This is a genomic window from Bacillus sp. AFS059628 (genome assembly GCF_002571225.1).
In the GTDB taxonomy this organism is placed as follows: domain Bacteria; phylum Bacillota; class Bacilli; order Bacillales; family Bacillaceae_G; genus Bacillus_A.
Genome location: NZ_NVEC01000043.1, coordinates 52,167 through 75,008, shown reverse-complemented (window position 1 = coordinate 75,008; position 22,842 = coordinate 52,167). Strand labels below are relative to the sequence as shown.

Below are 22,842 nucleotides of genomic sequence, written 5' to 3'. Positions count from 1 at the left end.
CAAAGAACTTGTCTGCCGCTTCAGAAGCGACTTCATCATATTAACATCTTCATTTTTCGATGTCAACTAAGTTTTAAAATTTCTTTTTTGTCGTTTTCTGCGTTTCCGCATCAGCGACGTTTATTAATATACCATCATGTTTTTTAAATAACAAGTGTTTTTTTAAAAAAACATCAAAAAATATCCAACCTACTTTCTTTTATATAAAAACACCTTATCCTCTCTACAGAAAACAGCCATTTAAAATTGTACACCCATACACTCTAATTGACTAAACCGCATTTTATAAACCCATTCTCTTCTATATTAAAGTCCATAATCTCCCCTCTCTAATCAGCGTGTTCACTTTCTAATAAAGCGAAACTTTATTCAGCGGGATTTTTCTTCATCCCCACTGATTATTAGCCCGCACCAATCGGGCTTTTGTGAGCAGTTGACCTCCCACCTAACTTCTTTACTTTCGCTGAATTTTGAGATGGGAGTCTTACTCTGCATGCGGGATAAAGAGAATATGCTGATTTTTGGTTTTGTTCTTCCTGGGGATTCTTAACGGATCCTGTTTCTACAAATATCCCTCTAACCGAATTGCGAAACGAGAGTCTTATCGCTCAGCCAATAACAGAATAAACAACGAAATTCCAAAAAAAACATTAGTTTAAGATTATTGTTAGAATTTTTTTACATTTAATTAATGAAAAATATCCATTTTTTGTTATATAGTAAGAAAGGACGTACTCAACTATAAATAAACCAATGGAGGAATTACTTTATGGATAGGTTAACGAAGTTTTCATTAAAAAACCGCGCCGCTGTTATCATCATGGTTTTTCTCATTTCCATACTTGGCGTTTATTCCGGCTCTAAATTACCTATGGAGTTTTTACCTAGCATCGATAATCCTGCAGTCACTGTCACAACCTTATCTCCAGGACTCGACGCTGAAGCAATGACGAAAGAAGTAACTGATCCCCTAGAAAAACAATTTCGAAACTTTGAACAAGTCGACACCATCACCTCTTCTACGCATGAAGGTTTATCACGCATCGATATCACATATACATCAAAAGCAAATATGAAAGATGCAGCACGCGAAGTTGAAAAAGTCATTAATACAATTAAATTACCTAAAGATGCAACGAAACCCGTAGTAAGCCAGTTAAATACTTCTATGATTCCACTCGCTCAAATTGCGATCCAAAAGCAAAACGGATTTTCAAAAGCAGATGAAAAACAAATCGAAAAAGAAATCATACCACAGCTTGAAAGCATTGACGGTGTTGCCAACGTTATGTTTTTCGGAAAATCAGCTTCAGAATTATCTATCATACTAGACCCAAACCAATTAAAAGATAAAAATGTAACAACCGAGCAAATATTAAAAGTTTTACAAGGAAAAGAAACGTCCACTCCAGCTGGAGCCGTTACCGTTAATAAAGAAGAATATAACCTTCGCGTCATTGGGGATATAAAAAATGTAGATGATATTAAAAACATGACCGTTGCACCTCAAGTGAAATTGCAAGATGTTGCTCAAATTGAACTTAAACAACATTACGATACAATCTCACATATAAATGGAGAAGAAGGCACCGGATTAATCATCATGAAAGAGCCAAGTAAAAATGCAGTTGCAATCGGAAAAGAAATCGATAAAAAAATCAACGATATAAGTAAACAATATAAAGACCAGTTTTCTATTAAACTTTTAGCATCAACTCATGAGCAAGTTGAAAATGCTGTTACTAGTATGGGAAAAGAAGTAATCCTTGGAGCAATTGCTGCAACTCTAATTATTTTAATCTTTTTACGTAACTTCCGAACGACACTCATCGCTGTTGTCAGTATTCCATTATCTATTTTATTAACTCTCTTTTTACTACACCAATCTAACATCACACTTAACACACTAACGCTTGGTGGTTTAGCGGTTGCAGTTGGACGTCTCGTCGATGATAGCATCGTTGTCATTGAGAATATTTTCCGTCGTTTACAAAAAGAATCTTTCTCTAAAGATATTATTCTTGATGCAACGAAAGAGGTCGCCGTCGCAATTACTTCTTCTACTTTAACAACGGTTGCCGTTTTCTTACCTATCGGTCTCGTATCAGGAGTAATCGGAAAATTAATGTTACCTATGGTATTAGCGGTTGTATATTCTATATTGTCATCCTTAATCGTTGCATTAACAGTTGTTCCACTTATGGCTTTTTTACTACTCAAAAAAACAAAACATAAAAAACCAAGTTCTTCACCAAGATATGTCGCTACATTAAAGTGGGCCCTTTCACATAAATTCATTATTCTACTTACTTCTTTTTTATTATTCGCAGGATCGATCGCTGCCTATGTATTACTACCGAAAGCGAATATAAAATCTGAAGACGACACAATGTTATCTATTAACATGACTTTCCCAGCTGATTACGCTCCTGAAACAAAACAACAAAAAGCATTTGATTTCGAAAAGAAGCTACTTTCTAATTCGGATGTAACGGATGTTATTTTACGAATGGGATCTAGCGCAGAAGATGCACAATGGGGGCAAACGACCAAAAATAATCTCGCAAGTATATTAGTAGTCTTCAAAAAAGGTTCTGATATCGATCAATATATTAAAGAGTTAAAAAAAGAACATAAAACTTTTGAACCCGCTGAGCTTGATTATATAAAAATGAGTTATTCAAGCTCTGGCGGCGGGAACAGTTTACAATTTAACGTAACAGCCGCTAACGAAACAAAATTAAAAGAGGCTGCTACTATCGTAGAAAAAAAGCTAAAAGATATAAGTGCTCTCTCTAAAGTAAAAACGAATTTAGAAGACTCTAAGAAAGAATGGCAAATCCATGTCGATCAAACAAAGGCCGAACAATTAGGATTAACACCAGAATTAGCAGCACAACAAGTAGCATTCCTTATGAAGAAATCACCTATTGGTGAAGTTTCAATCAATGACGAAAAAACAACTATTATGATAGAACACAAAACAGTAAACATTACAAAACAAGAAGACATTTTAAACACAAACATACTATCACCTATCAATGGAACAATTCCTTTAAAAGACATTGCAACTATTTCAGAAAAGCAACTGCAAACAGAAGTCTTCCATAAAGACGGAAAAGAAACGATTCAAATAACTGCCGAGGCCTCAAATGAAGATTTAAGTAAAGTAAGCAAAGAAGTAAACGAAGTGATAGCTAACTTAGATTTACCTAGCGGTGCGAAAGTAACTATTGCAGGTGCAACTGAATCTATGCAAGAGAATTTTACCGATTTATTCAAGATTATGGGGATTGCAATCGGGATTGTATATTTAATTATGGTTATCACCTTCGGACAGGCGCGCGCTCCTTTTGCAATTTTGTTCTCCTTGCCATTAGCTGCTGTCGGCGGTATTTTAGGATTAATCATTTCAGGAACACCTGTTGATGTAAATTCCTTGATCGGCGCATTAATGTTAATTGGGATTGTCGTTACAAACGCTATCGTATTAATAGAAAGAGTGCAACAGAATCGGGAACACGGAATGGAAACAAGAGAAGCCTTACTAGAAGCAGGATCTACTAGATTACGTCCAATTATTATGACAGCTATAACGACAATCGTCGCTATGCTACCACTTCTATTTGGTCAATCGCAAGCCGGAAGCATGGTATCAAAAAGTCTTGCCGTCGTTGTTATTGGTGGTTTAGCAGTCTCAACCGTTCTTACATTAGTAGTCGTTCCAGTTATGTATGAACTATTAGATAAAATCGGGAGAAAAAGACGCTCTCGTAGAAAAATAAGCACTTCTACAGAAACACCTGACATTTAAAAGAAAAGCGTTATCTTCATGAATGAAGATAACGCTTTTTCTCTACCTGCTCATATAATCCATCATTTTTTCCACATACCGCTCTAGCGGTTCACTAGAATCCACAATAAGATATTCACTATGTAAAGGTCTTTTACTACCATCTAACCACTTTTTAAAAGCTACTTCGGAATCCACTCGTCCAACCTGACTGACCATACGCTTACGTGTTTGCAGCCTATTATTAATCTCTTCCATATCATTAAGATAACATTCGATATATTTATATTTTATACCATGTTTATTAGACAGTTTCATTCCCTTTTCAACCATCCCTTCATACAAACATGGACTATCCAATATCACACTATGCCCTTGGTCTAAATAAGAATCAATCAATGCCCATTCAACATCGTATGATACTCCTCCAACAACCGTCGATTCAATCCCTTTCATTTCTAACGATTGTAACAATGCCGATTTCAAAACGTCATGATCTACAATTACAGCACCTGTTAACTTCGCTATATACTTAGAAACTGTCGATTTTCCCGATCCAGGAAATCCTGACATTTGCAGAAAAAACAATTCCTCCACCCCTTCATTTGCACCTGTTCATCTATATAATTCAATTCCCGTTACTTCCATTCCTTCTATATTAAAACGCAAAAGGAACTCCCTACTTATAAATAGAGAGTTCCTCTTTATCATTTATGCTGCTTTTACCTTCTTCGTCGTTTTACTTTTTCTTTTCGCTCCTGTAAAACGTTTGTGCAATATAGATGCTACTAGGCGTGAAATAACATTGAATAGCAATACCATAATAATTAATACAGCTGCAGATTTTGTTGCAATTAACTTCGCATCCGGGATAATCCCTTCAGAATTTAACTTCCAAATGTGAACCGCTAACGTTTCAGCTGGTCTAAATGGATTTAAAGGATGAGCAGGACTTGAGAAGTCCGCTGCTGAATTTAAAATTGGAGATGTTAAACCCGCTGTGTAAATTAATGCCGCTGCTTCACCAAATATACGACCTGCCGCTAAAATAACACCTGTAATAATTTGCGGTAATGACGAAGGGATAATAATATGAGTAATCGTTTGCCACTTTGTTGCACCTAACCCAAGGCTCGCCTCTTTCACATTAGCAGGAACTTCTGAAATCGCATTTTCACAAACACGTGTTAAACCTGGTAAGTTTAAAATCGTTAAAGCAAGGGCACCACCCATTACTGTGTATCCCCATCCTGTCATTGTAACGAACACTAACAAACCGAATAAACCAACAACAATAGAAGGTAAAGATGCCATTGTCTCAATACATAAACGAACAAAGTTTAAAAAACGTCCTTGTTTTGCATACTCTGCTAAATATATTCCAGCACCTAATCCAAGGGGAATAGATATAATAAGCGTTATAACAAGCATATAGAATGAATTGAATAACTGCGGACCAATCCCACCACCAGCTCTTGTATTACTTGGTTCTCCAAACAAGAAACTAGGATCCCAAAAACCCCATCCCTTTTGTAAAATCTCAAATACTAAAAACACTAGCAAAGCTACAACTAAAGCCGCTACCGCATAAAAGATACCTGTCCAAACTTTATTTACCGTTCTTGCATTCATTATTATCGCTCACCTCTTTGCCCAATTGCTCGAATTACTAAAATAAACAGAAATGAAATAACAAGTAAAATCATTGCTAAAGTCCATAGCGCATTGTTCCAAGCAGTTCCGTTTAATGTATTTGTCATGTCCATTGTCAAAATACCAGTTAACGTTGCTGTCGGACTATATATTCCTTCTGGTAATTTAACCGTATTCCCAATTACCATTTGAACGGCTAATGCTTCACCAAAAGCACGCGCTAAACCTAAAACAACACCTGTTAAAATCCCTTTTTTCGCAGCAGGAACAATCACTCGACTAATCGCTTGCCATTTCGTTGATCCTAAACCATAAGAAGCTTCTAAATAATCAAATGGAACAGAGCGTATTGCATCAGAAGCGATACTAGCAATAGTAGGTAGAATCATAATACTTAATACAACAATACCTGCAATTAAACTAAACCCTACTCCTCCAAACGAATCACGTAATAGCGGCACTAAAATCGTAACCCCTAATAATCCGTATACAACTGAAGGAATACCAACTAATAATTCTAAAACAGGCTTCAATACTTTATTTCCAAACTTCGGCGAAATTAAATTCATGAATATAGCAAGAGCTATAGCAATTGGCGCACTAATAATAACCGCACCTAACGAAACCACCGTTGAACCTACAATGAAAATTACAGCCCCGAAAGTTCCCTCATCAGCATTTGGACTCCATTTTGTCGATGTTAACATCTCAGTAAACGAGATACCACTTTGCGTAAAAGATTGAATTCCTTTACCACAAATAAACGCAATAATAGCTAATGTAACTAAAACAATAAAAATACCACAAAACGTAACAAGTGATCTTCCTATATATTCACTTTTCACGTAATTAATTTGTTTTTTCCCCTTCATCACAGGACAGACCCCACTTCATAAATTGAAATGAACAGGACTGGCCTTGCAGCCAGCCCCATAAATTTTATTACTTATTTAATTTAGACATTGGAATATAACCCATATCTTCTACTTGCTTTTCAAAATCTTTACCTTTTACATAGTCAATGTAAGCTTTTGTTGCTTCTTTTGCCTCACCTTTCGTTACCATGTACTCGTAAGACCAGAATGGATATTTACCAGATGCAATGTTTTCAACTTTTGGTTCAGAACCATCAATTTTCACTGTTTGTAGTGCACCTTTTTTCTCACCAACCATGTAAGACATTGCTAAATAACTTACTGAACCTGGAGTAGAGTTAATCGCTTGTTCTACTGCACCGTTAGAATCTTGTGTAGTACCAGTTCCATCATTAATTTTCGCGTCTTTCATAATTGTTTTTTCGAATGTAGCACGTGTACCAGAAGAAGCTGGACGATTAATTACGTTGATTTTTTCATCTTTCCCGCCTACTTCTTTCCAGTTTGTTACTTTCCCAGTAAAAATATCTTGTACTTGTTGTACTGTTAAATTATCAACTTTTACATCTTTATTTACGACAAGTGCGAATGCAATACCCGCTACCTTGTTATCTACTAATTCTTTCGCCTTATCAGCATCTTTTATTTTATCTGCAGATGGAACATCCGAGTTACCAATTTGGACTGCACCAGAAGCTACTTGGTTAATTCCAGTTCCACTACCGCCACCTTGCACTTGAATAGAAACGTTTGAATTTTTCTCCATAAATTTCTTTCCAGCCTCCTCTGCAAGAGGTTGAAGTGCTGTAGAGCCTGCAGCTGCTATCGTACCTGACAATTCTTGTTTTGCATTATCGCTTCCTTTAGCATCTTTACCTGATGTCTCTTCTGCTTTTCCACATCCCACTAATGAACCCGCTACCACTAAAGCTGCTAAAGAAAATTTAATACCCTTTTTCATAACCATGTCTTGTACCCCCATTTGGATTATCACTTTTCACATTTATCTACTTCTTTCGAACACAAATTCATTGTAGGACAATAATATTATGTGAGTGTTAAGCAATTTTTAATTTTAAGTAAATGACGATAATAACCCTTAAAAACTAGGAATCCCAACATTTATAGTTGAAGAACCCAACAAAATCCACACTAATTAAGCTGTAATGTAAATTTATTCTTAACAATGTAAATTCAATGTAAATGTTTTTTACTCTTTTTTCCTTTTAGTTAAAGTTACATTTACAATTCCACTGTATTTTGTTACTTTTACGCGCCTAATTTATGTAAATTACACAGAATTTCAGTAATATTTTTTAGTACAACTAAATAAATTGGAACAATTCTAAAAATAAATGAATATTTTTAAAGTACCAATTGACAGCATCATCCAATGTAGTCTACTATATTACTAACAAAAAGTTTACCTAAGGAAACTTTTTAAACTTAAACTAAAAATATAGAGATGAGGTAACTTTTATGGTATCGGCTAATACAAAACCACTTTCCGAATTTAGAACAGGAGAGTTTGTAGAAATTGAGAAGATACAATTAGAAGGAACTATGAAACGACGTTTATTAGATTTAGGATTTATCCCTGGGGCAACAATTAAAGTATTACAGCGCAGTCCACTCGGAGATCCGGTCGCTTATCAAGTAAGCAATACAACTATTGCACTACGCAAAGAAGAAAGTTCCCTTATTTTCGGGGTATTAATAGGAGATGATTTCAGATGAGTAAACATCGCATTGCTTTAGCTGGTAACCCGAATACCGGGAAAAGTACATTATTTAATACTTTAACAGGCTTAAAACAACATACTGGAAACTGGACGGGAAAAACTGTTTTAAAAGCTGAAGGGGAATATGAACATAACGGAAGTAAATATACATTAATAGATTTACCTGGAACTTACTCACTATATTCAAACTCTGCGGATGAAGAAGTAGCAAGGGATTATATTATATTTGAAAAACCAGAAGTAACTGTAGTCGTTGTAGATGCAACTGCAATGGAAAGAAATTTAAATTTAGCACTTCAAGTGATGGAAATGACGAGTAACGTAGTCATTTGTATTAACTTAATTGATGAAGCTGAGAAAAAAGGCATCGTTATCGATGAAAAGAAATTAGCAAAATCACTTGGTGTACCTGTAGTTAAGATTTCAGCTCGTAACCGAGTTGGCATCGGTCATTTACTAAGCGTCATTGCTAAAGTAGCAAACAAAAAGCTAATTCCAACACCAATTAAAATTTCTTACAGCGAAAAAATCGAAAGTATGATTCAGGAATTAGAACCACAAATTTATAAAGTGTTCGGTGATACGTATCCAGCACGTTGGATCGCGTTACGTATATTAGATGGAGATAAAAACTTCTTAACTACACTCCAAAAACACCATAATGAACCACTTGTAAGGGAGGTCGTAATAAATGGAATCTCACTCAGCCAGTAAAGCTCTTCCATTGGACAATATTATTCAACATGCGCAAACACTATCAAAAGAAGATATACGTGATGATATTGTCGGAGATATTTACCGAACATCTGCAAGCATATGTAAAGAATCTGTTCAATATACAAATACTGATAAATTGTATCGTTCTGAAAAACTAGATAAAATTTTCACCTCTCCAATATGGGGATTTCCAATTATGCTCGGTATTTTATCTATCATTTTTTATCTTACAATCGCTGGTGCTAACGTACCATCTGATATGATTGCTGAGTTTTTCGGATGGGCCGAAGGATATTTAACATCTTGGTTCCAAGCAGCACATGCACCTGAATGGTTACATGGCATTTTAATACTTGGCTTATTCCGCGGTATCGGTGCTGTTATTAGCGTCATGTTACCACCTATGGCTATCTTTTTCCCGATGTTCGCACTATTAGAAAACTACGGATACTTACCACGCGTTGCGTTTAATATGGACCGCTTATTTAAACGCTCTGGTGCACATGGCAAACAATCTTTAACAATGGCAATGGGCTTTGGTTGTAATGCAGCAGCCATCATGTCAACACGTATTATTGAATCACCACGTGAACGTATGCTTGCAATCTTAACAAACAACTTCGTTCCTTGTAACGGTCGCTGGCCTATGTTAATTTTAATGGCTTCATTATTTATGGCCGCTGGTTATACAGGTAGTATGCAAACATTAGTTACTGCTGGCGTTGTAGTTGGAATGGTTGTAATCGGTATTATTATGACATTAACCGTTTCTTGGGTACTATCTAAAACAGCTTTAAAAGGTGTTCCCACTCACTACACACTTGAGTTACCGCCGTATCGTAAGCCGAAGGTTTGGAATACAATTGTGCGTGCAACACTTGATAAATCAGTCTACGTTTTAAAAAGAGCTGTAGTTGTAGCTGCCCCTGCGGCTGCATTAACTTGGTTACTTGCTAATATTTTTATCGGTGACACAAGCTTACTTATGTATTTTGTAAACTTCCTAGATCCATTTGCTAAAATGTTAGGACTTGACGGTTTTATTCTAGCTGCGTTCATTCTTGGACTACCAGCGAATGAAATTGTTATCCCGATTTTATTAATGTCTTATTTATCAACTGGAGCTTTAACTGAAATAGATGATTTTAATCAAATTAAAAATCTATTCTTAGAAAATGGTTGGACTTGGTTAACAGCGTTAAACACAATGTTGTTCTCACTTCTTCATTTCCCATGTGGAACAACACTGGTTAACATATATAAAGAAACAAAAAGTGCAAAATGGACATTCTTATCGTTTGCAATCCCTACCGTTATCGCCATTGTTGTTACATTCCTCTCTACACAATTGGTACACTGGTTAGGGCTTGTATAAAAGCAAAGCATACATAGAAGGTATCCCCCTTCGTTTGCTTTGCACGAGAGAAACCTGAATCTTATTCAGGTTTCTTTTTTTGCGCATCAGTATTCCAAGGCTGCGCTCCATACATTGTGAGTTTCTTATGAATAAAGTATATGGCTCCTGGAAGAACTGCCATTAATATCGTGCAGCTAATTCCTAATCCCGTAAACAAATGATATCACCTTATTTCACTCTCTTTGGTAATGCCGAACCTGAATGTTCAATTGTTGGATGAACATGAACAGTAATTTCAGCATCACTAAAGTAATTTTCACCTTGATCCCAGTTCTTACTTATTTTTTTCCACTCTTTATAATTATGCCGCTTATATACCTCTCCTAGTTCCAATACATCTACCTTATATTTTTTTTGAACAAGCTTAATCGATTTTTGAATGCGCTTCTCCATTTCTTCCGATATATCTTTCTCTAAATGCTTTTCGTTCAAAACCTTTTTATGGTCACTAAAGTGCAACTCAGCCAATATACCTTCTAGATATAAATGAATATTAAACTTTGGTTTTTCAGCATTCGTTGTAGATACTTTAATTTTCCGACGCACCTTATGGATTTCATATGTAATCAGTTGATTCTTTTTGCGGATGGTAAAAAAACCTCCAATTTTTTTACCTATTATATAATTCATCCCCAATGTTTCTTCCCCATTCAAACTACCTACACACTTATTATCCTTCCCACGAAACAACGCTGCCCCGTTCATTTGTACCCCTTGCTTTGTTAGTTCAAGAATAGGTAATACAAAACTCCGATTGGAAATCATCTTTTCCTGAACCTCACCAATTCTTGCAGCCTCAATCATTTGGGCATTTTTCGGGGGATGTTCAGCTAACATATCAATATACTGTGCCGGTAAATTTTCAGGCTTGGCACTTTGCTTTAAAATAGCTTCTGCATCTTTCTTAGAAATGAACAAACGAATATTTCTTCTCATCTCATGATCACGAATATATAGATCTAACGTATTTTGTAAAATATATGGTTGTGAAAGTAATTCTTCAGAAAAAATAATAACTTGTATATGCGGAAAAAATAGTGTACGACTAATTTTTTTTGCGATTATTCTTACTTGTTCAAACACACTATCTGCTTTCGCACTAACATTAATATAATTCTCGCCATCTCCATCACCTTGTCCACCCTGCTGCGCTAGCTTACTCGGAAGTACCATCTGATACGTTCCTTTCATAATTGGATTCGCCTGCTTTTTTTTCACGATATCATAGGCTGCACCTACTACAAATCCCCTTTCTTCTATCTCCTCTAACTCAGAACACCCACTCATAAATCCAACTACAAGCATAACTATTATAAATTTAAGAAGGTGCCTCATTTCCACCATTCCTTCTTTTTATTTTATATACAATTAAAACAAGCAAAGGCGCTAACACAACAAACCCCATATCTATCCAAGCTAAATAAGTCCCATAACTCGATAAAGTCTTCAAACTACTCGGTACCATATTCACCATAAAAATAATAGGGGCACTTACAAAAATGAAAATATGTTTCTTTACTTTCGGAAACATAGCACAAAACAATAAAGATGCGACGTCGTAATACATGGCTGTCGTGTTATAAATAGTAATAATCCAAGTTGTAAAAAAAATCGCATCGAACCTCTCTAAAAACCCCCCACCAATTTCAATTTCTTTCCCTAATTCAATTGTTGGATATGTCAATCCACGTGTTGTCATATACGTAAAAACACTAATACAAGTTACATAAATTAAAATGTATGCCAACACGTTTACCATCACAGCTTTTGCAACTGCCATTGGTGCTTTTTTCGCCGTCTTATCGTTTAACAGCACCGCATAAAACAGAGCTACTTCAAATCCAATAAACGTAAAAATAGAATTTTTAACTCCAACAGCATATTCATTTACTTCCGTTTGAAAAGCTGGTAGTAAATTATTTATTTCCATTAAATTTATATTCAATAAAGAAAGAAGCACTATCGCAATTAAAACAATAGGTAAAAATAGAACATTTAACCGTAATAAGGCCGCTCTTGATCCTGCTATTCCGTAAATAACAACTAGTAAAAAGAAGAAAGACAGTAGTTGTATCGGTGTCTCACTAAATAAATACGTTTGAGAAATAATTGAAATCATTCGCGATTCATATGCTGTCAAAGCAGCAAACGTTAATACTAAAATGCTACTAATCGTGTACGCAACAGGCTTTGTCAAATGCGCACTTGTATATTGAACAAAGTTTTGTTTCGGGAATAAAATAGCTACCCTCGTTACAAACCACCCTAAAACTGCACATACCAATCCACCCAAAAGCAAAATAATCCAACCATCTGAAAATAAAGTTTGGTTGGCAATATCCCTCGGCATAGATAATGCGCCTATACCAATAATGGTTGATGATACCGCAAACCCAATTTCCCGAGATCCAATTTCTTCATCGCCATACTCAAATGGTTTCAATTATTCTCGCTCCTTTGGACGTACTGTAGAATCTTTCGTTTGTAAATATTCCGGTCTCTCTTTCAGCATTGATTTTGGCATACGAATAAACTCTTCTTTCCAGTCTTTATAAAAGGCAGGAGCAATTGGAGTTGTATATGGTACACCAACACTTGTTAAATTTGTAATATGAACAGCAAGTGCAATAAGCGCTAAAATAATTCCATACAAACCAAAAGCAGTTGCTGCTAACACAAAGACGAAAAGTAAAATACGAAACGTAATCGTAATGCTATATACAGGGAGAGAAAAGGTAGCAATAGCTGTAACCGCAATAATAATCACTAAAAATGGATTTACAATTCCTGCGTTCACCGCTGCTTCTCCGATTACAAGACCACCTACAATCCCAATTGTTTGTCCCATTGGTTTCGGCAACCTAATTCCTGCTTCTCGTATTAACTCCATCGTTAATGCCATCATTAACGTTTCTATATAGGCGGGAAACGGAACACCTTCCCTTGCCCCAGCAATTGAATAAGCCAGTTTAGAAGGAATAAGCCCTTGATGATATGATACGAGAGCTACATACATCGCTGGCATTAAAATTGCAACTATACCCGAACCCATCCGCAAAATTCTTAATAAAGTCCCAATGACCCAACGCTCATAATGGTCTTCCACAGATTGAAAAATATCAACAAATACTAGCGGAGCTATAAGGGCGAACGGTGATCCATCCACTAAAATAGCCGCCTTCCCTTTCGCTAATGAAGCCACAATATTATCAGGTCTTTCCGTATTCAAAAACTGTGGAAACGGCGACAAATTATTATCTTGAATTAATTGCTCAATCGTACCCGTCTCAAAAACGACATCTGTCACTATGGATTGAAGACGCCGATCCAGCTCTTTTACAATGTACGGATTAATAATGTCTTCTATATATACTAACGTCACTTCTTTTTGGGATCTCTTCCCCATAATATAAGATTGAAACCTCAGCTTTGGGTCACGTAAACTACGGCGAATTAACATTTTATTCACGTTAATATCTTCATTTAATCCAATCCTCGGTCCACGTATTAAATCTTCTGTTACTGGTGGTTCTAAACTTCTTTTTTCCCAAGCTCTACTATTAATCACAATAGCGGTTTGAATATTATCAATTAATATAATGGTATCTCCCGCTAAAATCGCATTTATAATATCGGGAAATGTTGTCTTCTTACCAACTTCCGCAATAGAAATAAAACGATCCAATAACGTCTGAACGACAGCTGCTTCATTTTGTACTTCTTCATATTGAAGTGTACGAACTACATATTTATAAACATTATCCTTATCTGTTAACCCACATAAAAAAATAACAGCACAGCGTGTAAAACTACCAGCAAGGGCCACTTCCCTAATTGTTAAATCATTAGGCGAACCTAACTCCTCCCTAATTTCTTTCATAACTTCAAATAAGTTACCTTTTAGCTCTAACAAAATCCCCCACCTAACTTCCTTTTCAACAAGTTTTTAGTTAGATTCCGCTAATAAAAGAAAATATATACAAAAAAGAGCTATCTCTTTTCAAAGATAGCTCTAGTTCACGGATTACTTTTCTACTATTATATTGTCTGCTTTTACAGACACATTTTTCGTGAATCCACTAACGATAAACATTACAAGCATATTCATTAACAATGCGACTATACCTACATTTAAATCTTTTATATATTGAGGAAAACTTGGAAACGTCGTAGCTATAGTTGAACCAGATAAAGTAATATATGCGACTACTAACAACCCAATTCCCATTCCTGCAATTGCCCCTTGTTTCGTAATAACTTGACGTGGAAACAAACTACATACAAGTGCAGGGAAAAGCTGTGTCACTATACTATATCCCATTAAAAGAAGTGCTCCTATCGTTTCTCCACCTTTAAAAGTGAACAAAACAGCTACAAGCGTTACTACAGGAACAAATAATTTCGCAGCTTTTGCAACTTGTCGATCCGAAGCAGATGGGACCATTGTTCGGTAAATATTTTTCGCTAATAATGTAGAAGCGGCCATGACAAGCATGGAACCCGGAACTAATGCGGTTAAAACTCCAGCACTACCAATAATCCCAATAAACCACGGATCAAAAGTTTGAAGAGCGAGACGGAATAACGAAAGGTCTACATCCCCTCCCTTTAACCCTGGAACCTGCAGTATAGCAGCAAATCCTGCAAAAAATACGAAAAGTAAAACTAAAGAATACAGTGGCATAATTGCTGCATTTTTACGAAATACGTTTTCGTTTTTGGCAGAGAAAGCAGAAGCGAATGTATGAGGCCACATATAGAAACCGAGAGCTGTTAGTACAATAGTAGAAACAAACCAAGAAATGCTCATTCCTTCATCAGGCAAAGATAAAAAACCTGGTTTCGTTGCTTCTACTGCTTCAAACATCGGCTGAAATCCTCCGTAATAATGGTACGGTAAATATATACCTAAAAACATAACGATAAACAGTATCATAATATCCTTCAAAGCGGCCGTCCAAGCAGAGCCGTGTATACCTGAAACCATTACATATATCGTTATGACAATTGCACCAATCCACACTGCAATAACTGGTGATACCCTTCCATAAGATGCTTCCGATACGATAATCCCCAACCCTTTTAACTGTAAAACAAGGTATGGGATAATCGAAATGACCCCAATGATAGAAACGATTATGCCAAGTGTCTGACTCTTATATTTCTTCACAAAAAAATCCGGCTGCGAAACAAGATTATGCTCTTTCGCATACTTCCAAACTGGTGGTAATAAAAAGTAAGATAAAATATAAGCTAATGCGCCATAACCTAAAATATAGAAAGTAGGGGCTCCTTTACTATACGCCCAGCCACTTCCGCCTAAAAATGTGAAGGTCGTATAAATTTCACCTGCCATAAGAAGAAAAACAAAAATAGTGCCAAATCCTCTTCCTCCAACTGACCATTGCTCTAAATTCATATCTTTTCCATGTTGCGCTCGAATTCCTAAAAATAGTGCAAGAAACAAAAATAAAATAATGATAAGTAATGCGGTCATTTTACATCCCCCCTATTCGCAGGATCAAATACGTACACAATCCCCATACAAAGAGACGCAATGAGCACCGATAATAATATCCAAAATAATAAAAATGGCATCCCTAATATGTAAGGAGTAACTGAATTAGCAAATACGGGCCCAATAACTAAACAAAAAACTGGAATAAGCGCTAATAGATGTATTTTCTTCATCTCATTCTCCTTTACTTATGAAATTCATAATGGACGATACAAAGACTTCCACGCCAATTGGTAATGCATCTTCATCAATCGTAAAACGAGGGTGATGGTGAGGATATATAATTCCTTTCTCTTTATTTCCTGCTCCAATAAAAAAGAATGTCCCCGGTGCCTTTTGTAAAAACGCTGAAAAATCTTCCCCAGCCATCGTCGGCTGTAAACGAGTAACTCTTTCTCTTCCATAAAGTTGTAATGCTGTTTGCTCAATAATCTCTGTAACCTCATAATCATTTACGACAGGGCGATATCCATATTCATAAGAAAATGTATATTTCGCTCCGTAAGCTTCCGTCACATGCTTCACGATCTGTTCAATCCGTTTTTCTGTTTCTTCTCGTAACTCATGTCTTAAACTCCGCACTGTCCCTTCAATCTCCGCTTGTTCTGGAATCACATTATGGGTTGTCCCAGCATGAAACTGCGTAACAGATACTACAAGGGAATCTAACGGGTTCGTGAGGCGAGATACAATTTGCTGAAGTTGCGAAACAACTTGTGTACCGATTGCAATACTATCAACCGTTTCATGAGGGATTCCAGCATGTCCACCTTTTCCTTCTATTGTAATTTTAAAAACATCCGGGGCAGCCATTGCCGGACCATAAATTACACCTATTTTCCCCACCTGTAACGATGCCCAAAGGTGAGCACCAATAATATAATCCACACCTTCCATTACACCCGCTGCAACCATTTCCTCTGCACCGCCAGGAAAGTTTTCTTCTGCATGTTGGAAGAGAAAACGAATCTCCCCCTTAACCTTCTCTCTTTCCTCTACTAACTTATGTACAACTCCAAGTAATATCGCTATATGCCCATCATGGCCACATGCATGCATCACACCTGGGTATGTAGAAATAAAATCAAACTCATTTTCTTCATGAATAGGAAGAGCATCCATGTCAGCACGAACCGCGATGGTTTTACCAGGCTGCTTACCAATTAACCTTGCCATTACACTATATTTAGTAGGTCTTGACACTTCTAAATGTGGGATTTTCCGAAGTATGTCGAATACAAACTGTGATGTTTTTTCTTCTTGAAAAGATAACTCTGGATACTTATGAAAATGCCTTCTCCACTCAATCAATTGATTTTTTGATACAACTAGTTCCTTCGCTACATCCATTTCTCTTCTCCCCTTCTTCACCAAGTTAAATGTTATTATAACGTGAATTGTTAAGTTTTAAAAGAATATTCTGAATTTTCCGTTATAAACATTCAAAAATAAAAAGCCCTCAAAAAGATGACTTTTTATTATTACAAAATAGTAATCGCTTGTTTCCCCATTTGCTCCCACGCTTTCTCAAACTCTGCTCGTGGAACAGCGAAACGCGGATTGTTTTTTAGAGGATCATTTACATACACAAAGTTTTGATCGTATCCAACCACTACTACACTATGCTCAAAATATGTAATTTTCACTTCACCAGAACTTGTTTTCCATGTTTCAAAACTACTTTCAGCTAGCGGCTTAAACGTTGTATTAATAATAACCCATACTGGAGAACCAGAACTAATTACCTTATATAGATTATTCACGTCTCTATCTGTTAAATTAATTACTTTTTCAGGAACATATTTTTCTGCTAAATTAAAGATTGGTTTATTGTATACACCATATCCTTGTTCAGCTTTCGTATAAATATTTCCAACAAATCCCTCATAAGGATTTCCACGCAAACCATCTTGTTCAAATGGAACTCGATGAATTTCACTAGCAAGTTGCATCTTATCTACTTGTACACCTTTATATTGTAGCAACATAGCTAAGCTTGTCACTTCACATCCACGAGGTAATTCTGGTAACTGCTTTATAAACGGAACATTTTCAATCATAGCCGCTTCTTTCATTTCAGATAGAAAATCTAAGCGTAGCACTTGTGCCTTTTGTATAATCTTATCTTTCCCTATAAAGAACGCGGCAGCAAATATAATTCCAAAAACAAAAAGATATTTTAACTTTTTCATTTTAAACAAAACTCCATTAATTATTATTTTACAGATATACCTCCTATCATTGTACCTTGCTTCTTACTAGTTTGCTAGCAAGATTCTGTGAATCATTGTTCACACTTTTACTATCGAGAAAATTCTAATTATTTTTAATAAAAAGAAAAAACAATATACTTTTCTGAATATTTTTGCTAAAATCAAAATAATTAACATGGTGAAGATATCACCTTATTAACAAAAACATTCTTAGAGTATTTAGTCATAGTTCACATTTTTACATACTCCATTCATTTCATAATAAATAAACCGAGTATGTGTCACATCCCCCACTAATGATTAAAAACTCGGAATGAAAATTAGTTCATACATACAAAAAATAACGGGGTGAGGGGCATATGAATCAACAAGTAGAACAAACAGATTTAAAACGAACAATGAAAAGTAGACACCTATTTATGATCGCACTTGGTGGAGTGATTGGAACGGGCCTATTTATGGGATCAGGTCAAATCGTCCATAACGCCGGTCCTGGTGGTGCTATTCTTGCATTTTTAGTCGGTGGATTTGTTATGTATTTAACGATGTTATGTCTTGGTGAATTATCCGTTGCTATGCCAGAAGCAGGTTCATTCCAAAGCTATGCAAGCAAATTTATTTCACCTGGTTTTGGTTTTGTTGTCGGTTGGATGTATTGGTTGAATTGGGCTGTTACAGTTGGAGTAGAGTTAACAACTGTAAGTATTTTAATGAAACGCTGGTTTCCAGATGTTTCTTCGTGGATTTGGTGTGTTACATTTGCGGCAGCACTCTTTCTTGTAAACGCTCTATCAGCAAAAGCGTATGCAGAAGCAGAATTTTGGTTCGCTAGTGTAAAAGTCGCAACCATCGTTATTTTCATCGTACTCGGTGGTGCAGTTATGTTTGGCCTACTAGACTTTAACGGAAAACCAGCTCCAATGCTTCACAATTTCACTGAAAATGGCGGATTATTTCCAAACGGTGCATTGGCTGTTCTTCTTACGATGATTACAGTGAATTATTCTTTCCAAGGAACAGAATTAATCGGAATCGCTTCAGGAGAAAGTGAAAATCCTGAAAAAACTATTCCAAAAGCAATCAAAAATACCATTTGGCGAACGCTATTCTTCTTCGTCCTAGCCATATCAGTTGTTGTAGGTTTACTCCCGTGGCAAGAGGCTAATCTAGTCGAAAGTCCATTTGTACTTGTATTTGATGTAGCTGGTGTTCCATATGCAGCAGACATTATGAACTTTGTTATTATTACAGCTGTATTATCCGTAGCCAACTCTGGTCTATACGCAAATTCACGTATGCTTTGGGCGATGGCAAAACAAGGAATGGCAAGTCCAGCTTTTACGAAGTTAACGAAAAAAGGTGTGCCACTGAACGCATTAATTTTCAGTCTCATTTTCGCGAGCTTATCTCTATTAACAAGTATATTTGCAGCAGATACTGTCTTTTTAGTTTTAACATCTATTGCAGCTATGGCCGCTGTCGTAGTTTGGATGTCAATCGCAGCTTCACAGTTTTTCTTCCGTAGAAACTTCTTGAAAAACGGCGGAGACATTAATGATTTAAAATATCGCACACCACTTTATCCATTAGTTCCAATCGTAGCATTCTCACTCAATTTCATTACATTTGTAAGTTTAGCTTTCATTCCAGATCAGAGAATTGCTCTTTATTGCGGTATTCCATTTATGATCATTTGTTACATTTTATACCGAGTTAAATATAAAAAAGTTGTCACATTTGAACAACAAATAAGTCTAAAAGAAGAAGTAAACTAAATATACAAAATATTCAGCTATCTTTCTTATAATAAGATAGCTTTTTTCTATTTCTTGGGTATCCTGGTATAACTTTATTTATCTTAAAATTTTCACAATCGCATTTTTCTCTGGAAAATAGTTTACAATGTAATCAAGTTACAAATGATATTCACCTTAAAAAGTGTGCATTTGTGTCTATTTTTTAACAATATCTCAAAAACTATTGCCTTCTATAAATTAATAGGTTTATATTGTTTTATTGGCATAGTTTCAATCCAAGGAGAAAGGAGATTTTCAATCGTGCAACTAAAGAAAGCGTTTTGGAAGTTGGCTTCGCTTCTTCCGTTATCATTACTTCTGTTCCTCGGTGGCTGTGATAAAAAACTCGCAGTATTAAATCCGCAAGGACCTGTTGCAAAAGCACAGTATGATTTAATTGTTTGGTCATTCTTGCTTATGTCATTAATTATCGCAATTGTATTCATCTTGTTTACAGTCATCTTGATTCGTTATCGTGAAAAACCAGAGAATATGGACTATGAGCCACCTGAACAACACGGTAACACATTATTAGAAATCATTTGGACGCTTGTTCCTGTTATTATCGTTATCGCATTATCGATTCCAACAGTAAAAGCAACTTATGCTTCGGAAGAGGTTCCGAAAGAGTCCGAACATATTAAACCAGTGGAGATTTATGTTACATCTGCAAACTGGAAATGGTTATTCAGTTACCCAGAGGAAAAAATTGAAACCGTTAACTATTTAAACATCCCAGCTGGTGTACCAATTCAATTCAAACTGACTTCTGTCGGCCCAATGAATGCTTTCTGGGTACCAGAACTTGGTGGTATGAAGTACACTATGGATGGCATGATTATGGACCTTTATTTACAAGCTGATAAGCCAGGTTCTTACCTAGGCCGTAGCGCGAACTTCTCTGGTGAAGGATTCACTCACATGGAGTTCGAAGTTGAAGCAAAAACTAAAGAGAAGTATGACAAGTGGGTTAAAGAAGTACAACAAACTGCTCCTAAACTAACAGAAGATAAGTACAACGAAATTGTTAAACCTGGTGTAGTTGGTCGTATGACATTCTCTAGTCACCACTTAAGTTATGTTGATCCAAAATCACTTGAATATTGTGATTACAACTACTACAAAAACAAAAAATAATAGCTATAATTCCAACAGATTGGAGTGAACACAGTGAAGCTTGATGAATTCTTTGTCACAGGTGACCCGATTATTTACGGTGCAGACGCTTCTATCGTTCTTGTGACATTAGCAATCATTTTCGTACTAACAAAGTATAAAAAATGGAAATGGCTTTGGGACGAATGGTTAACAACTGTTGACCATAAAAAGATTGGGGCCATGTATATTATCTCTGCGGTTATTATGTTATTCCGTGGTGGTATGGACGGTTTAATGATCCGTGCACAGTTAACATTCCCAGAAACAACTTATTTAAACGCTGAACACTATAACGGAATCTTCACAACACACGGTACAGTTATGATTCTTTTCATGGCGATGCCATTCGTTATGGGATTAATGAACCTTGTAGTACCATTACAAATTGGTGCTCGTGACGTTGCATATCCGTTCTTAAATGCTTTAAGTTTCTGGTTATTCTTTGTCGGAGCAATGTTATTCAACATCGCTTTCGTAATCGGTGGTTCTCCAGACGCTGGGTGGACTTCTTACTTCCCAATGGCAGGTACAGAGTTTACTTCTGGTGTAGGAAATAACTACTACGCAATTGCATTACAGATTTCAGGTCTCGGTACGTTAATGACAGGTATTAACTTCCTTGTTACTATCTTAAAAATGCGTACACCTGGTATGACTTTAATGAGAATGCCAATGTTTACTTGGTCAATCTTAATTACAACGATTATCATTATTTTCGCTTTCCCAGTATTAACAGTTGCTCTTGCATTAATGACATTTGACCGTCTATTCGATGCTCACTTCTTTACGATGGCGAGCGGCGGTATGCCAATGTTATGGGCCAACCTATTCTGGGTATGGGGTCACCCTGAAGTATATATCGTTATTTTACCGGCATTCGGTATTTTCTCTGAAATCATTAGTACATTCTCACGTAAACGTCTATTCGGTTACAGTGCGATGGTATACTCAATGGTTGCAATTTCTTTACTAAGTTTCGTCGTATGGCTTCACCACTTCTTCACGATGGGTGCAGGTCCAGCGGTTAACTCATTCTTCTCGATTTCGACAATGGCGATTTCGATTCCAACCGGTGTTAAGATCTTTAACTGGTTGTTTACACTGTATAAAGGACGTATTCGTTTTACAGTTCCAATGCTTTGGTCATTGGCATTTATTCCAAACTTCGTAGTCGGTGGGGTTACAGGGGTTATGCTTGGTATGGCAGCAGCTGATTATCAGTACCATAACAGCTACTTCCTAATCGCTCACTTCCACTACGTATTAATCGCAGGTACAGTATTCGCTATGCTTGCTGGATTCACATTCTGGTATCCAAAAATGACTGGTCATATGTTAAATGAACGCCTAGGTAAATGGACATTCTGGATCTTCATGAGCGGATTCAACATCTGTTTCTTCCCAATGTACTTCTTAGGTTTAGACGGTATGACTCGTCGTATGTACACTTACTCTGAAAGTCTTGGATGGGGATGGCTAAACCAAATCGCATCTGTTGGTGCGGTAATGATGGGTATCGGCTTCCTACTTCTTTGCTACAATGTAATTTGGAGTGCTCGTCACGGTGAACGTGACACAACTGGAGATCCATGGGACGGCCGTACACTTGAATGGGCAACTCAATCTCCTGTACAACATTACAACTTCGCGAAACTTCCTGAAATCAAAGAAGCGGATGCTTTCTGGTACATGAAAAAACGCGGAGAAACAGTTACACCAGCAGCAGAAGATATCAAACCAATTCACATGCCAAGTAACTCTGGTGTGCCTATTATTGCGTCTGGATTCTTCGGTCTTGCAGGTTTCGCATTAGTATTTAGCTGGTTCTGGCTTGCAGCAATCGGCGGCATTGGTATTTTAGCTTGCTTAATCTATCGTTCATTCGATTACGATGACGGTTACTATATTAGTGTTGATGAAATTAAAAAATCAGAACATGTAGCATGAGAGGTGAAATGAT

Annotated in this window: 19 protein-coding genes; 7 read left to right on the top strand and 12 right to left on the bottom strand. The window is 36.4% G+C overall.

The features are described from left to right. Positions 1 to 769: 769 nt before the first annotated feature. Positions 770 to 3,814 (top strand): efflux RND transporter permease subunit, encoded by a 3,045-nt coding sequence (locus COL05_RS14875; RefSeq protein ID WP_098669178.1) that lies wholly within the window; start codon positions 770 to 772, stop codon positions 3,812 to 3,814. A 42-nt stretch (positions 3,815 to 3,856) separates the two neighbouring features. Here COL05_RS14875 and COL05_RS14870 read toward each other — a convergent pair whose 3' ends face one another. The 4 genes from COL05_RS14870 to COL05_RS14855 form a co-directional block, all read right to left on the bottom strand. Continuing rightward, positions 3,857 to 4,381, bottom strand: a complete 525-nt coding sequence (locus tag COL05_RS14870; protein WP_098669177.1) for a P-loop nucleotide/nucleoside kinase family protein — start codon at positions 4,379 to 4,381, stop codon at positions 3,857 to 3,859. Between the two features lie 123 nt (positions 4,382 to 4,504). Continuing rightward, entirely contained in the window at positions 4,505 to 5,425 is a 921-nt protein-coding gene (pstA, locus tag COL05_RS14865; protein WP_098669176.1) for a phosphate ABC transporter permease PstA, read from the bottom strand. Positions 5,426 to 5,427: 2 nt separating this feature from the next. Further along, a complete protein-coding gene (pstC, locus tag COL05_RS14860) occupies positions 5,428 to 6,318 on the bottom strand; it encodes a phosphate ABC transporter permease subunit PstC (RefSeq protein WP_074607438.1) in 891 nt (296 codons plus the stop codon). A 70-nt stretch (positions 6,319 to 6,388) separates the two neighbouring features. Continuing rightward, on the bottom strand, positions 6,389 to 7,288 hold the full coding sequence (locus COL05_RS14855) for a phosphate ABC transporter substrate-binding protein PstS (protein WP_142337508.1): 900 nt from the start codon (positions 7,286 to 7,288) through the stop codon (positions 6,389 to 6,391). A 512-nt stretch (positions 7,289 to 7,800) separates the two neighbouring features. Between COL05_RS14855 and COL05_RS14850 the strand changes: the two genes are divergently transcribed. Genes COL05_RS14850 through COL05_RS14840 form a run of 3 tightly spaced genes read left to right on the top strand, consistent with a single transcriptional unit; the run spans position 7,801 to position 10,155 of the window. Further along, entirely contained in the window at positions 7,801 to 8,058 is a 258-nt protein-coding gene (locus COL05_RS14850) for a FeoA family protein (RefSeq protein WP_098669174.1), read from the top strand. Further along, a complete protein-coding gene (locus tag COL05_RS14845; protein WP_098669173.1) occupies positions 8,055 to 8,777 on the top strand; it encodes a FeoB small GTPase domain-containing protein in 723 nt (240 codons plus the stop codon). Before COL05_RS14850 ends, COL05_RS14845 begins: the two co-directional genes overlap by 4 nt. Then, positions 8,755 to 10,155 (top strand): nucleoside recognition domain-containing protein, encoded by a 1,401-nt coding sequence (locus tag COL05_RS14840; RefSeq protein WP_098669172.1) that lies wholly within the window; start codon positions 8,755 to 8,757, stop codon positions 10,153 to 10,155. The genes COL05_RS14845 and COL05_RS14840 overlap by 23 nt, the downstream gene beginning before the upstream one ends. A gap of 61 nt (positions 10,156 to 10,216) precedes the next feature. On the opposite strand, the gene COL05_RS31385 is transcribed toward COL05_RS14840, so the two are convergent. The 8 genes from COL05_RS31385 to COL05_RS14800 all read right to left on the bottom strand — a co-directional run bounded on the left by COL05_RS31385 (position 10,217) and on the right by COL05_RS14800 (position 17,907). Beyond that, positions 10,217 to 10,354, bottom strand: coding sequence for a hypothetical protein (locus COL05_RS31385; RefSeq protein WP_061658275.1), 138 nt, complete (start codon positions 10,352 to 10,354; stop codon positions 10,217 to 10,219). An 11-nt stretch (positions 10,355 to 10,365) separates the two neighbouring features. Then, on the bottom strand, positions 10,366 to 11,532 hold the full coding sequence (locus COL05_RS14830) for a Ger(x)C family spore germination protein (protein ID WP_142337507.1): 1,167 nt from the start codon (positions 11,530 to 11,532) through the stop codon (positions 10,366 to 10,368). Further along, entirely contained in the window at positions 11,516 to 12,640 is a 1,125-nt protein-coding gene (gene gerLB / locus COL05_RS14825; RefSeq protein WP_098669170.1) for a spore germination protein GerLB, read from the bottom strand. The genes COL05_RS14830 and gerLB overlap by 17 nt, the downstream gene beginning before the upstream one ends. Next, entirely contained in the window at positions 12,641 to 14,077 is a 1,437-nt protein-coding gene (gerLA, locus tag COL05_RS14820; RefSeq protein ID WP_098669181.1) for a spore germination protein GerLA, read from the bottom strand. A gap of 144 nt (positions 14,078 to 14,221) precedes the next feature. Beyond that, positions 14,222 to 15,694, bottom strand: a complete 1,473-nt coding sequence (locus COL05_RS14815; RefSeq protein ID WP_098669169.1) for a sodium:solute symporter family protein — start codon at positions 15,692 to 15,694, stop codon at positions 14,222 to 14,224. Continuing rightward, complete coding sequence (locus COL05_RS14810; RefSeq protein WP_098669168.1) at positions 15,691 to 15,888, bottom strand: DUF3311 domain-containing protein; 198 nt, start codon at positions 15,886 to 15,888, stop codon at positions 15,691 to 15,693. Before COL05_RS14810 ends, COL05_RS14815 begins: the two co-directional genes overlap by 4 nt. A 1-nt stretch (position 15,889) precedes the next feature. Then, positions 15,890 to 17,065 carry an amidohydrolase gene (locus tag COL05_RS14805; protein WP_098669167.1) on the bottom strand — a complete coding sequence of 392 codons (1,176 nt, stop codon included), beginning with the start codon at positions 17,063 to 17,065 and terminating at the stop codon, positions 15,890 to 15,892. Positions 17,066 to 17,196: 131 nt separating this feature from the next. Beyond that, positions 17,197 to 17,907, bottom strand: coding sequence for a C39 family peptidase (locus COL05_RS14800; RefSeq protein WP_098669166.1), 711 nt, complete (start codon positions 17,905 to 17,907; stop codon positions 17,197 to 17,199). A 380-nt stretch (positions 17,908 to 18,287) separates the two neighbouring features. Here COL05_RS14800 and COL05_RS14795 point away from each other — a divergent pair, with 380 nt between their 5' ends. The 3 genes from COL05_RS14795 to qoxB all read left to right on the top strand — a co-directional run bounded on the left by COL05_RS14795 (position 18,288) and on the right by qoxB (position 22,829). Then, complete coding sequence (locus COL05_RS14795) at positions 18,288 to 19,703, top strand: amino acid permease (RefSeq protein WP_098669165.1); 1,416 nt, start codon at positions 18,288 to 18,290, stop codon at positions 19,701 to 19,703. A gap of 282 nt (positions 19,704 to 19,985) precedes the next feature. After that, positions 19,986 to 20,861 (top strand): cytochrome aa3 quinol oxidase subunit II, encoded by an 876-nt coding sequence (locus COL05_RS14790; RefSeq protein WP_098669164.1) that lies wholly within the window; start codon positions 19,986 to 19,988, stop codon positions 20,859 to 20,861. A 33-nt stretch (positions 20,862 to 20,894) separates the two neighbouring features. Further along, the gene (qoxB, locus tag COL05_RS14785; protein WP_142337505.1) at positions 20,895 to 22,829 is read left to right on the top strand and encodes a cytochrome aa3 quinol oxidase subunit I; all 1,935 of its coding nucleotides are present in this window, start codon (positions 20,895 to 20,897) and stop codon (positions 22,827 to 22,829) included. Positions 22,830 to 22,842 lie beyond the last annotated feature (13 nt).

What these genes read in the sequence shown, in the direction of transcription:
- COL05_RS14875 (WP_098669178.1), top strand. Translation starts at nt 770, where the DNA reads ATGGATAGGTTAACGAAGTTTTCATTAAAAAACCGCGCCGCTGTTATC.
- pstA (WP_098669176.1), bottom strand. Translation starts at nt 5,425, where the DNA reads ATGAATGCAAGAACGGTAAATAAAGTTTGGACAGGTATCTTTTATGCG.
- pstC (WP_074607438.1), bottom strand. Translation starts at nt 6,318, where the DNA reads ATGAAGGGGAAAAAACAAATTAATTACGTGAAAAGTGAATATATAGGA.
- COL05_RS14855 (WP_142337508.1), bottom strand. Translation starts at nt 7,288, where the DNA reads ATGGTTATGAAAAAGGGTATTAAATTTTCTTTAGCAGCTTTAGTGGTA.
- COL05_RS14850 (WP_098669174.1), top strand. Translation starts at nt 7,801, where the DNA reads ATGGTATCGGCTAATACAAAACCACTTTCCGAATTTAGAACAGGAGAG.
- COL05_RS14845 (WP_098669173.1), top strand. Translation starts at nt 8,055, where the DNA reads ATGAGTAAACATCGCATTGCTTTAGCTGGTAACCCGAATACCGGGAAA.
- COL05_RS14840 (WP_098669172.1), top strand. Translation starts at nt 8,755, where the DNA reads ATGGAATCTCACTCAGCCAGTAAAGCTCTTCCATTGGACAATATTATT.
- COL05_RS14830 (WP_142337507.1), bottom strand. Translation starts at nt 11,532, where the DNA reads ATGAGGCACCTTCTTAAATTTATAATAGTTATGCTTGTAGTTGGATTT.
- gerLA (WP_098669181.1), bottom strand. Translation starts at nt 14,077, where the DNA reads ATGAAAGAAATTAGGGAGGAGTTAGGTTCGCCTAATGATTTAACAATT.
- COL05_RS14815 (WP_098669169.1), bottom strand. Translation starts at nt 15,694, where the DNA reads ATGACCGCATTACTTATCATTATTTTATTTTTGTTTCTTGCACTATTT.
- COL05_RS14810 (WP_098669168.1), bottom strand. Translation starts at nt 15,888, where the DNA reads ATGAAGAAAATACATCTATTAGCGCTTATTCCAGTTTTTTGTTTAGTT.
- COL05_RS14805 (WP_098669167.1), bottom strand. Translation starts at nt 17,065, where the DNA reads ATGGATGTAGCGAAGGAACTAGTTGTATCAAAAAATCAATTGATTGAG.
- COL05_RS14800 (WP_098669166.1), bottom strand. Translation starts at nt 17,907, where the DNA reads ATGAAAAAGTTAAAATATCTTTTTGTTTTTGGAATTATATTTGCTGCC.
- COL05_RS14795 (WP_098669165.1), top strand. Translation starts at nt 18,288, where the DNA reads ATGAATCAACAAGTAGAACAAACAGATTTAAAACGAACAATGAAAAGT.